Source organism: Bacteroidota bacterium (assembly GCA_020402865.1).
Lineage (GTDB): Bacteria > Bacteroidota > Bacteroidia > Palsa-965 > Palsa-965.
This window is the reverse complement of record JADBYT010000018.1, coordinates 23,950-35,642: the sequence shown is the minus strand read 5'-3', so window position 1 is coordinate 35,642 and position 11,693 is coordinate 23,950. Positions and strand designations below refer to the sequence as shown.

The 11,693-nt window shown below is 47.5% G+C and carries 11 protein-coding genes; 7 read left to right on the top strand and 4 right to left on the bottom strand.

The genetic code is table 11. From position 1 onward, the window contains the following. Positions 1 to 18 precede the first annotated feature (18 nt). From IM638_13160 to IM638_13150, 3 genes are read left to right on the top strand one after another with little or no spacing between them, the layout of a single operon-like run. A complete protein-coding gene (locus tag IM638_13160) occupies positions 19 to 570 on the top strand; it encodes an ATP-dependent zinc protease (GenBank protein ID MCA6363982.1) in 552 nt (183 codons plus the stop codon). A gap of 49 nt (positions 571 to 619) precedes the next feature. Beyond that, positions 620 to 1,510, top strand: coding sequence for a 30S ribosomal protein S6--L-glutamate ligase (rimK, locus tag IM638_13155; protein ID MCA6363981.1), 891 nt, complete (start codon positions 620 to 622; stop codon positions 1,508 to 1,510). Next, positions 1,510 to 2,457, top strand: a complete 948-nt coding sequence (locus IM638_13150) for a succinylglutamate desuccinylase/aspartoacylase family protein (GenBank protein ID MCA6363980.1) — start codon at positions 1,510 to 1,512, stop codon at positions 2,455 to 2,457. The genes rimK and IM638_13150 overlap by 1 nt, the downstream gene beginning before the upstream one ends. A 71-nt stretch (positions 2,458 to 2,528) precedes the next feature. Here IM638_13150 and IM638_13145 read toward each other — a convergent pair whose 3' ends face one another. The 4 genes from IM638_13145 to IM638_13130 form a co-directional block, all read right to left on the bottom strand. Further along, the gene (locus IM638_13145; GenBank protein ID MCA6363979.1) at positions 2,529 to 3,542 is read right to left on the bottom strand and encodes a T9SS type A sorting domain-containing protein; all 1,014 of its coding nucleotides are present in this window, start codon (positions 3,540 to 3,542) and stop codon (positions 2,529 to 2,531) included. A gap of 249 nt (positions 3,543 to 3,791) precedes the next feature. Beyond that, positions 3,792 to 4,505 (bottom strand): response regulator transcription factor, encoded by a 714-nt coding sequence (locus IM638_13140; GenBank protein ID MCA6363978.1) that lies wholly within the window; start codon positions 4,503 to 4,505, stop codon positions 3,792 to 3,794. Between the two features lies 1 nt (position 4,506). After that, entirely contained in the window at positions 4,507 to 6,324 is a 1,818-nt protein-coding gene (locus IM638_13135; protein ID MCA6363977.1) for a histidine kinase, read from the bottom strand. Further along, the gene (locus tag IM638_13130) at positions 6,314 to 8,182 is read right to left on the bottom strand and encodes a histidine kinase (protein ID MCA6363976.1); all 1,869 of its coding nucleotides are present in this window, start codon (positions 8,180 to 8,182) and stop codon (positions 6,314 to 6,316) included. The genes IM638_13135 and IM638_13130 overlap by 11 nt, the downstream gene beginning before the upstream one ends. A gap of 228 nt (positions 8,183 to 8,410) precedes the next feature. Between IM638_13130 and IM638_13125 the strand changes: the two genes are divergently transcribed. The 4 genes from IM638_13125 (at position 8,411) to IM638_13110 (ending at position 11,664) form a co-directional block, all read left to right on the top strand. Continuing rightward, positions 8,411 to 8,809 carry an STAS/SEC14 domain-containing protein gene (locus tag IM638_13125; protein ID MCA6363975.1) on the top strand — a complete coding sequence of 133 codons (399 nt, stop codon included), beginning with the start codon at positions 8,411 to 8,413 and terminating at the stop codon, positions 8,807 to 8,809. Positions 8,810 to 8,974: 165 nt separating this feature from the next. Continuing rightward, positions 8,975 to 9,409 carry a hypothetical protein gene (locus IM638_13120; protein MCA6363974.1) on the top strand — a complete coding sequence of 145 codons (435 nt, stop codon included), beginning with the start codon at positions 8,975 to 8,977 and terminating at the stop codon, positions 9,407 to 9,409. Positions 9,410 to 9,598: 189 nt separating this feature from the next. Next, positions 9,599 to 10,996 carry a hypothetical protein gene (locus IM638_13115; protein MCA6363973.1) on the top strand — a complete coding sequence of 466 codons (1,398 nt, stop codon included), beginning with the start codon at positions 9,599 to 9,601 and terminating at the stop codon, positions 10,994 to 10,996. Then, positions 10,963 to 11,664 (top strand): chromosome partition protein MukE, encoded by a 702-nt coding sequence (locus IM638_13110; GenBank protein ID MCA6363972.1) that lies wholly within the window; start codon positions 10,963 to 10,965, stop codon positions 11,662 to 11,664. The genes IM638_13115 and IM638_13110 overlap by 34 nt, the downstream gene beginning before the upstream one ends. Positions 11,665 to 11,693: the final 29 nt, after the last annotated feature.

The following is an 11,693-nucleotide window of genomic DNA, read 5'->3' as shown; positions in this document are numbered from 1 at the left end:
CAGACATAAAACGGAAATGTGCTGCGTCAAAAAATTAACCGCTCCGAATGTTGTTTGCTTACCGCGCCCGGCTTATCTTCGTTTCTCACACGTGTGTATATGTGGAGTAAAACACCCGACCAGTTTGCCGGGAAACCGCGTAAAAAGAAAAAACAACGGCCCAAACAAACTGCCGGTCGGCGTGAGCGGGTTGACTTTCCAGACCTCGGCCTGTTTGGCCTCACCGCCAAGCTTGATACCGGCGCCTACACCACTGCGTTGCATTGTCACCATGTACGTATTGAAAATGGTGTGCTTGTGTTCCGTTTGCTCGATGAAACACATCCCGAATATCAGGACCGCGAACACCGCTTTACCCAATTCGACCGCAAGCAGGTACGCAATTCGTTTGGTGAAGAAGAGCTCCGCTACATTGTGCGTACCCGCATACGTATGGGCAGCCGCATAATCCGCAGCATTGTATCACTCACCGACCGTGGTAACATGCGCTATCCGGTGCTCATCGGCCGCCGTTTGCTGCATGGGCGGTTTGTGGTGGATGTATCGCTCGAAAATGCACTGGAACATTGATTTCATTCATACACTTTCCTATCTTACACCATTATTATCAGCCTCGTTTATGCGCATCGCAATCCTTTCAAGAAACCCTAACCTCTACTCCACCCAGCGTTTGGTGGAAGCCGGCAAAGAGCGCGGCCACGATATTATGGTGGTCGATCACCAGAAATGTGTGCTGGTGATTGAGCAAAGCCGTCCGCAGATTATTTATAAAGGCCATCCGCTCGAAGGCATTGATGCCGTTATTCCGCGTATTGGCGCCAGCGTTACGTTTTACGGCGCGGCCGTGGTGCGGCAGTTCGAGCAGATGAAAGTATTTTCTACTGTTGAATCGCAGGCGCTGGTACGCTCGCGCGATAAGCTGCGCAGCCTGCAGCTGCTGGCCAAAGCCGGACTGGGCATGCCCAAAACCGCATTTGCCGCCAGCGCACGTGATATTGATGATGTGATCAAACAGGTTGGCGGTGCGCCGGTAGTGATTAAGCTGCTTGAAGGTACGCAGGGCATCGGCGTAATTCTGGCCGAAACGCACAACTCGGCCAAATCAGTAATTGAAGCGTTTCTGGATGTGGAGGTAAATATTCTGGTGCAGGAATTTATTGCCGAAGCCAAAGGAGCTGATGTGCGTGCATTTATTGTGGACGGGCAGATTGTGGGCGCCATGCGCAGGCAGGGTGCCGAGGGCGATTTCCGCTCCAACCTGCATCGCGGCGGCAAGGCACAACTCATCCAGCTTTCGCCCGAAGAAAAAGCCACCGCCATGAAAGCGGTAAAGAAACTGGGGCTGGCCATTGCCGGTGTGGATATGCTGCAAAGCAAGCGTGGCCCGCTGGTAATGGAAGTAAACTCATCGCCCGGACTCGAAGGCATTGAAGGTGCCACAGGTGTGGATATTGCCGGAAAAATTATTGAATACGTGGAGCGGAATGAGTTTCACAGTCATTTGCACTGATGGGAAAACCGTTTCAGATTCAGGGCCAGACCATACAGGCCGGGCAGCACGCGCAGGTTGTGCTGAATATTTACAAGCTGCCCACGCACACGCTTATTGAAATTCCGGTGTTTATTTTCAACGCTAAAGAAGACGGCCCTACCGTACTTTTTCTGGCGGGTATGCATGGCGATGAAATAAACGGCATTGAAGTAGTGCGCCGCCTTATCCAGCGGCCCGATGTGATGAAACCCAAACGCGGCTGCGTGGTGGCTATTCCGGTAATCAACATCATTTCATTTCTCGCCGGCTCGCGCGATCTGCCCGACGGACGCGACCTGAACCGCTGCTTTCCCGGCAGCCGCAACGGATCGCTGGGCAGCCGCATTGCGCACGATCTTTCATCAACCATAATTCCGCAAATTGATTTTGGTGTGGACTTTCACACCGGCGGCGCCAAAATCACCAACTATCCGCAAATACGCTGCGTGTTTAACGACCCGCGCAATATTGAGCTGGGTAAAATGTTTGCTGCACCGCTCATCATCAATTCGCCCTTCCGCGAAAACACGCTGCGCAAAGAAGCCGCAAGGCAAAACAAACCTATACTGGTGTATGAAGGTGGCGAATCACGACGGATGGATTATTTCAGCATTGAGCAGGGCCTGCACGGCTGCCTGCGCCTGCTGCATCACCACGGCATGATTGACACCGAAGTGCCGCAGGGCACACCCGTGCTGCTCAATCATTCGGGCTGGGTGCGCGCTAAAAGCTCCGGGCTTTTTCATACCACAATTGACTATGGTGCCCCTGTGCGAAAAAGCGAAAAGCTGGGCATCATCTGCGATCCTTACGGCGAAGTGGAACATACCGTAACCGCACCGCACGACGGGTATGTGGTGGGGCTGAATAACCAGCCAGTAGTGAATCAGGGCGATGCGTTAATGCATATCGGTTCTTACAGGTAACCCTTCTTTACGCATAAAAAAGCAGACACCAGCCTGTGAGCCGATGTCTGCCTGAATTGTTTGCCGCAGATCTATTCCACAATCAACGTGCGGTGTTGTTCGCCAAGTTTATTGCCCGATACTTTTACAAGATAAGTGCCTGCACCGTAAGCCCCCAGATCAAGCATTACCTGTGTGGTGGCTCCGGCTGCAGCCTGTTTGCGCATATCTGTTACCAGTTTTCCGCTCATGTCGTAAATGCGCACCTGAAATTCAGTATCATCAGTAGATGGAATTTCCAGTGTTACCTGATTTGATGCCGGGTTCGGGAAAAGTTGCAAAAGCACCGGCAAATCAGTATTGACACCTATTTTTCCCTCAGGCAGTTTTTTATCGCACGAAGCGTTGCACACAGTCATGGCTTCACAGGCAGTACCGCAGGGCGAATAATTAACCGTATGCGTAACATAGTAACAACCCGGGCCCACATTAAGCGAAAAAGACGGTGTGTTAAACGAAGCCACAAACGTATATGGGCCGCCAATTCCATTGGGTGTACTGTAAATGTTCCATGTGCTGTTTCCCGCTACATTGCTCGTGCCCGACAGCAGGCCATTGCTCAGGCTTAGCGAAAACGAGGCAGAAAGGGTGGCCGTAAGCGAAATCTGATATGAATTTCTGTCAAACAAAATTCCGGTGTTGACATTATTCACCGAAAACTCCACATACTGCGGATTTGCGACAGGAGAATAGATCGCCGGCTGAAGCAGATCGTTGGCGAGAAGTGTAATACTCACCGGATTGTTATTCTGGTCAACACCGGTTACCAATGCGCCGGAAAGCGTAGGTGTAAATGACCATGTCCGCGACTCCACACGCCAGAGCGGACCCTGGTTGATGAAAGAAACGTCTTCGTGCGGGCGGCCTGTACACACAAAATTTTGTGATCCATAATTGTTCGGGGTGATAACTTCACCCGGACATATTGAAAAACTGTATTGGTTGCATACTGCCATACCCCAACCGGTAAGTGTACCGGTTTGTGCTTTTGCCTGAATAGTAAAGACGGCCGAAGCCAGAACCAGAAGTTGAATTGCTTTTTTCATAAGAATTGGTTTTAAATGAATAATTATCGATCGCTGATATCAACAAGTCAAAACTATACTCTATGAAAATGAATTTCAGCAGCAGTTGCCTTAAACCGACAGCCGATTTCCCAAATGGCCGTATAAGTTTCCCTGACCCCTCTTTTATAAGCCATAAACAGTGCGTTTTAATTCATAGGATTTCATGCTGCCGGAATATGGATTCCGGCAGCCAATGCCTGGAAGAGCAGAATGTTCTCTTGCCTGAATTTATTTTTCGCGAATACGCGCCAGCAGGTCATCCTTTATTACACGCGAAACTTCGGGGAGCGAACCGTCGGTCATGAGCAGAAAAAAACCATCCTGGGTTACAAATTTCTTCACTTTGCGAAGGTTCACAATATGCGATTTATGGCACCTGAAGAATAATGATGTATCAAGCCGGTTTTCAAAATCTTTGAGCGGGCGCGAGGCGATGTGGCGCACACCGTTATCCATAAATATCTCGGTGTAACTTCGCGAGGCCTCAAGCCTGATGATATCAGACTGAGGCAAAAACTGAATGCCGTCTTTCATGGCAATTTCAATCGACTTGCGTCGGTGGTCTTCTGCGCTATGGGGCTTATCCTGTTTCTCACCCAGCGAAGCAATAAATTCGCAGAACATATCATCGCTTATGGGTTTGAGCAGATAATCGAATGCCTGATTACGGATGGCCTTTATGGCATATTCGCTGTAAGCTGTGGTAAACACAAGTTTGAAGTCACGGGAAGGCAATTGGCTAAGCAAATCAAACCCCGACATTTTTGGCATCCGAACATCCAGAAAAACGATATCCGGATCATAATCTTCAATAAGCCCCGCCGCTTCTTCGGGATAGCGTGTGGTGGCTACAATTTTTATATCCCGGGCATATCGGGCGGCCAGAATCATCAGCGATTCTATTCCGGCTTTTTCATCATCAATAATAATCGCTCGGTACATTTTACTTTTTTATTATCGGTAACTGAATGGTAATTTTTGTTCCCAGTGCTTTCCCGTGTTGGTCGTATTTATCTTCAATATCAAATATGCATTGGGTTTTGTATCGGTCATTAAACATGGCCAGTCGACTTTGTGTGAAGGATATTGCCTGTTGCTTTTTTGAATCGGGGTTTTTGTAACCGGCACTTTCTTCGCGGCCCACTCCATTATCGTCGATGATACAGGTTAGTTTACTTTGGTTTTCGTACCTGAATAACACAGAAAGCCCGCAATCGCCCTTCTTTGGCAGTAAGCCATGCCATACCGCATTTTCGGCAAAAGGCTGAATCATCATGTGCGGAATACGCGGATTGAGCCGGTTAAGCTCTTCGTCGGCCTGGATAGAATAAGTAAATCGGCCGTCGAACCTTACCGACTCGATATGCAGGTAATCGTTGAGCATTTGTATTTCCTGCATCAGTGTTACGCTTTGCTGGCTTCCGGTTTCGAGAATATTGCGCAGCAGTATTGAAAACCTGCCGAGGTAGTTTTCTGCCTTCAGATTCTGATTCTGCATAATCAGCGCCTGAATGGAGTTGAGAGAATTGAAAATAAAATGCGGGGTCATCTGTGCGCGCAAAAGCTGTTGACCGGCTATGGCCAACTGGTGGTTTGCTTTTAATGCCGCCTGGCGCTGCCGGGCAATACCAATAATTACAAGCAGCAGAATAACCAGCAGCAGCGAAAGGGCCAGAATTCCGGTTTGCTGCACTTTAAGTTCACTGATCTGGTTGCTTTGCTGCAACAGTTCTTTTTCGTTTTCCTTTTGCCTGATGGTGGCTTCGAGTTCGTTGCTGCGGATAATTTTCAGCGTTTTTTCATCGGCAATGCTGTCTTTCAGATGTATGTGTTTGCGAAAGTAATAGTGTGCAGTCTCGAAGTTTTTTTCTTTTTCGTGAATTTCGCTCAGCAGCAGGTACAGGGCGGGAAGCTGAATGGCAAAACGGGTTTCGAGGCCTTGCTGCAATGCCTGTTCGGCCAAAAGTTTGGCCTTTGCCGTATTGTTTCTCAGCAACTCGATACGGGCCATTGTAGCTGTGATGCTGATAATTCCCCGGCTGTTTCCTAGCGTGCGGGCAATGGCGAAGGCTTTTTCGGAATACATAAATGCCGAGTCGTAACGCTGCGTAAGCCAGTAAGCCGCCGCCACAGAGTTGTAGATATATGCTTCGTATATGGTTCCTTTACACAGCGGCGCATATTTCTCCACTTCCAGGTAATAAGGAACGGCTTCGGCAGTACGGTTCAGTGCAATATAATCGCTCCCGATATCAACCAATGCACTGGAAATACCAAACTCATATCCCGCTTTCCGGCTTATTTCAAGGCTTTTCCGGTGCGCGGCCAGTGCTTTATCTATGTCTTCAAAGAAAAAATAGCAAAGACCTATTGCCGAGTACAAATCGGCCATGTCTTTATAATTACCCGTTTTCTTTGCAATGGCCACTCCCCGGTTGCAAAGCTCCAGCACCTGCATCCGGTTCAGCAACTGATAGTATTTTGCCTGAAGTGCTTTTATCGTACTCAGGCAGGCGGTATCGTTTCCCAATTGAGTGGCAATGATAAGAGCCGCACTATCGGCCGCAATTGATTCATGCAGCTTGCCGGAATTGCCGAGCTGCCACGCCGCGAGCCTTAAATCGCGATAATGTTTATAACTGTGTTTGCGGGTGGAAGCATTATAGGCTTCGACCTGCGTTTGGCATTCAGTTGAATTATCACTTGCCGGGCCGGCACAGGAGCAAATAATCAACCACAGAAACAGGCAGCTATACTTCATTTCGCACAGGCAGTTTATACTGATATAAATTGGGCAGCTCAAGTACAACGCATAATCCATCTGCATCCCCGTTTTCATCGAATTTATCGGTTAACGTTAGCCTGCAATCGCTGTGGTATGCTTTTTTATACAACAGCAGGCGCTGCTGCACAAATTCAATTGCCAGGTGTTTTTCTTTTTGCAATGATTTATTTTGTGCTGCAGCAGTGCGCCCCACGCCATTATCGTCTATCACACACCTGATTTTCCCCGAATCAGCCCCGGGTAAAAGCTGAATAAGGAGTTTTCTGTTATTCTTTTTGGGAAGCAGCCCGTGCCAGATTGCATTCTCCACAAAGGGCTGAATCATTAATTGCGGAATCCGCACGGTATTAACTTTAAGTGCATCATCAATATGTATTTCATACTCAAAAACCCCGTTAAACCGCAGCGCCTCAATACCGAGATAGTCTTTCAGCATTTCCACCTCCCGATCAACGGATACAGTATCATCAATTGAAGACTCAAGCGAATTGCGGATGAGACGTGAAAACGTAGCGAGATAATTTTCGGCTTGGGCATTTTGCTTGCTGAGAATAAAATAACGGATGGAGTTGAGCGAATTAAAGATAAAATGCGGATTCATTTGTGCGCGAAGCAACTTTTGTTCGGCCGACATTTTCCAATTTTCCGTTTTTAGTCGGGCTTGTCTGAAAAGCAGTGTACCGATCATCAGCAACAACAGAAGAAGAAAAATAAATCCGAAAATCACATATCTCGTCTTACTGATCTGAAATTCCTGAATTTGATTTTTCTGCAGCAGCAACTGATTTTCACGCTCTTTTTTTTCAAGCGTGTACACATATTCCTTTTCCTGTTCTTTTAAAAGTGTCTGGTCATTCCGCAGCGTATCTTTCAATCCGGCGTATGCTTCAAAATACGTTAACGCCAATTTATGGTCGCCCTGTTTTAGGGCAATATTTCGCAGAATTACATAGTTGTTAATGATCTGAGCTTTGAAGTTTATTTCCCTGCAAAGTGCAATGGAACGGCGGGCCACTTCAATTGCTTCATTGTATCGGCCTTCATAAATCAAGATATTGGCCAGCGAGGCCTGACAGGCGGCATACACTTTTTTATCCTGCTGTAGCTCAGCCGTGCGTATCGCTTTATTTATATACACCTGTGCCGAATCATGCTGGTTGCTCTCCAAATATGCACTTGCCAAAAGCTGGTAAATTTGCGATTCATAGGTGGTTCCTTTCAGACTGTCGGCAAACGGTTTGCAGGCCATAAAATATTCAACGCCTTTTTTTTCGTTTTTTAAGTTCATGTAAATACTGCCGATATCAGCAAGTGCACTTGATATGCCAAAGCTGTAATTAATAGCCCGGCTTTTTGCAAGGCATTCTTCTGAAATGGGAAGGGCCTTATCAAATTCGCCGCCATAGAAATACCACATACCACGGGCAGCAATGAAATCAATCTCCGCTTTTTTATCTCCAATCTCACGGGCAAGCTTTAGTCCCTTGTTTATTAATTGATACGATTGCGTGCGCTGAAGCTGAATCGCATACTTCCTTTCGAGCCGTTTGATTATCGAAATCATTTCAGGAACAAGCAAGGCTTTTTCAGCAATCCGAAGCGCGGTACTGTCGGCCATTATCGACTCTTTTACGCGGCCCTGGCGCGAATAAGCTTCGGCCTGTTCAAACAGCAGGTTGCATTTTATCTGCGCAGCAGCGCGATCTTTAGCTGCAAAAACGGACGTATTGCCGGTAATTCGGCTTTCTGTTTCCTTGCTTTCGGGCTCTCCGTCAAATCCCTCACTACATGTATTCAGTAATAAAATGATAACTATGTATGAAACGATACGCATGCGCTGATCCTTATTTATTGTGACTAATTCTGTGAAATCTGCTTGTTTTTAAAATAATATACACATCCCGCGCTCACACTGTATCATTGCAAACATGAATAAACGACAGTGCGTCTTAATTTCAAAACTAATAATAACCCCTATTATTAAATCTGATTTTCATGTAATGTCTGGTAAGAGGAAAACTGTAGGCGAACTTACCTTTGATTGAGCGTATAAGCCACAAAAATGAACGAATCACGCATTAATTACCGAGGAATTCCCGGGAAAGGATATATGTGGTCTGATGAAGACGGAATATCCTGGGCGGTATTGGCTGAGAATGCGTTGATTGAGGTGGAAGACGCCATACAGCTTACTGAGCTGGCGCGGCAAACCTATAAACCCGAACAACCCTTTCTGCTGATCCTAGATGCGCGGCAGATCACAGGCATGTCAAACGAAGCCCGGAATTATGGTGTCAATAACTCTTTCAGTTCGATGCTGAAGGCTATGGCTATCGTGGTTGATTCGCCTGCAACCCGTATTCTGGCTAACTTTTACATGAAGTTTAACCGGCCCAGAATACCTACACGGATATTTAGTGATACCGAAACCGCCAGAGCCTGGCTGCTGGCAACCCGATAACTGGTTTTCCAGACTTCTTGAGCGTTTTTTTTGTCCCTGAAAACCGGGGATTTATGTGTTGTAACTCGGTTTTAGTCGAGCGTGGTTTTTCCTACCCGTTTTCAAGCGGATAATTCTAAACAAAGACGGGCCGATTCACGTACTATTATTGAATTATTTAAAAATATGGCAACCCCTGCGCTAAAAAACAACAAACTCAATCAGCAATTTATTGCTGACAAAGCCGAAACCTGGTCGGACGCCGACGGGATTTCGTACGTCAGGTATTTACCGGAAACCGACATATCCTACACCGACATGATGCAGATTTTTCTGCAGGGTGCCGGAGGAAGTGCGGTAACCGACCGGAAGCTGGCGTTATTAACTGATCTGCGTTTTGTGCACCGCATTGCAAAAGAGGCGTTGGATCTTACCGTTTCTCCCAAATTTATTGAGCGGATTGGTGCACTTGCACTGGTGGCCGACCATCTTGAGGCGCGTCAGTTGGCGCATCACTACATCAGTGTGCACAAACCGGATGTTCCAGTAAGGGTGTTCAGCACACTGGAACACGGGCGGCTCTGGCTGCTCAGCCTGCTTCACGACGGCACCATTCAGTAAACAGACCTGCGGAGCCTGCTACGGCTTTCCCGGTGTTTTTTTGTACTACTTAAAAAAACCGGGAAAGCCAAATTTCTGTAGGGTAAAGATGTTAACAAAAACGCAGTGTTTTCAGGCATTCGCGGTTTGTTTCCACAAGATTTCAACACGGCACAAATAAACGCTTGCGGCGGGTAAATTTGTGTACGTATGGAACAACTTTCTATCATGCCGCCGGCCTTGCGCACATCGCGGCCCATGCATTTCCCGAAAATTCTCCGCGAGCGGTACAACCTGCTCGTGCCGCGGCAGGAAGACGGACTGGTGGTGCTTGCACTCTTTCAGAAAGTGCGTGCAGGAACCATAGACCGTACCTTCCCTGAGCGGATTATCGTGGACACCATCAAACAGGTGTACACCGAGCTGGGCATGACCTCGGCACGCGGAGAAGAAACGCAGAAATACGACGAGGCACTGCACCGCCTGCTGCGCCATTTCCTCGATAAAAACCTCGAAGAAAAATCATACCAGCTCAGCACCTACGCAGAGAACTTCTGCGATATGCTGGAACGCGAGGTACACACAGCGATAAACCCCTCGCAGATCCAGAAAACATTCTCCGATCTGGTGCTCCTGCTCGAACGAAAGCTCGAGTCTATCGACGATTTCCGCCACTGGTATCACACCCAGTTCTTCAAACACAAAAACGACATCAGCGCACAGCTCCGCGCACTGCAGTCGCAAATTGAAGATACGGTTGAGCAGCTCAACGACCTCGTGAAAAACGAGTTCGACAATTTCCGCGAAATGCTCATTGGCTGCGAAGCACTGCTCGACCGTATCAAAGAACAGGCCGACAAACTCTCAAGTGCTTTCTCCTCGAAAGACGATATCAAGCAGATTCTCGACGACGCCAGCCTGAGTGATGAAGCTGACTTCCGCGAAACCAAACGCGAAGTACGAAGCTTCTTCAAAGACATCGAGCAGCGTTTGATTAATGTGAGCCATACCATTGACCGCATTAAACCAAAAATCAATAAGCTGTACAACGATTTCGAGAAGCGTGAGTTTGACCGCAAGATTGAAGCGTTTCTGATTTACCTGCTCAAAAATTCGAGCAGTAAACATGGTCGTACAAAAAAACTCAAAGACCGCACAGTGCACGAGGTGGAAGTATTTCTGCCCAAAAACATTACCACTAAAGATTTGTACAGCGACCGCTCGCGTCTTACCAGCATCGACTACTACCAGCTGCTTGATCCGCCGCCGGTGCTGGTGCAGGATCTGAGCTGGGACGAGGAAGACCTGAAACGCCAGGCCATGCTGCGCCAGCAGCAGATTGACCGCGAAATCCGTATTGAAAAATGGATTGGCGACATTACAGCCGAACTTGAGAAAAAGAAGAAGGTGAATTTTGCCGATTACTACTACAAAATTCTCTTCAAAGACAATGACCTTGAGGCTGCCATTAAAACAGCAACCCTCGTACTCAAGGAATTCACCAAAATGGAAAATGTGGAGGTTACCGTGCGCGAAGAATTTGTGCTCGATGCCAAACAACCCAATATCGGAATATGGAAACTGCAATTAAAAAGTACGGCTTCTTAGAGTCTGATGAAGCCGAAAGCCTGTTCGCTGATCTCGACTTTGCCCTGAAGAGCGGACAACACATTCAGAACTTCCCGCACCAGACGGAACTCTTCAATTTTCTCGAAAAATATGAAGATGAAATCCGTTTGTTTTACCGCAACCTGTTTCGCGTAAACCTTGCCGCCAAAGGTTCTGACTATACCCGCTATTTCTACCTCGAACTCGACGACGAAAGCCGCGGTATTGTAAAAACACGCGCCAAAAAGCTTTCGCCCGAATACACGCTGCTCGGCATTCTGCTGCTGAAAATTCACCGCATCGACAAGTTTTTCATCAACGATATTTATGTGCCCGACCTCATTCAGCTCATTAAAGGCAATGAGGAGTACAAAAATTATATCTACAACCTCTTCGCCAAACGCCGCGAAAAAGAGGCTACCGATATTGATGAAAACACCATTGACGAATGGGTGCGCAATGCGCTGAAAGAGTTTGAACGCCTGGGGTGGATACATTACGATCCGCGAAACAAGGAACTCTTTGAAATTATGCCTTCCATTGAGCGCCTGTTTACCATGTACTCCTACGAAATTCACAACATCGACCGCCTCATCGACGAAACAAACTCGATTGAAGAGCGCACCGGCGGGCTTTACCCGGTTGAAGAAGGTGAAGCTTCCGAATAACTGACCTCATAAACACACACGCATCCGGA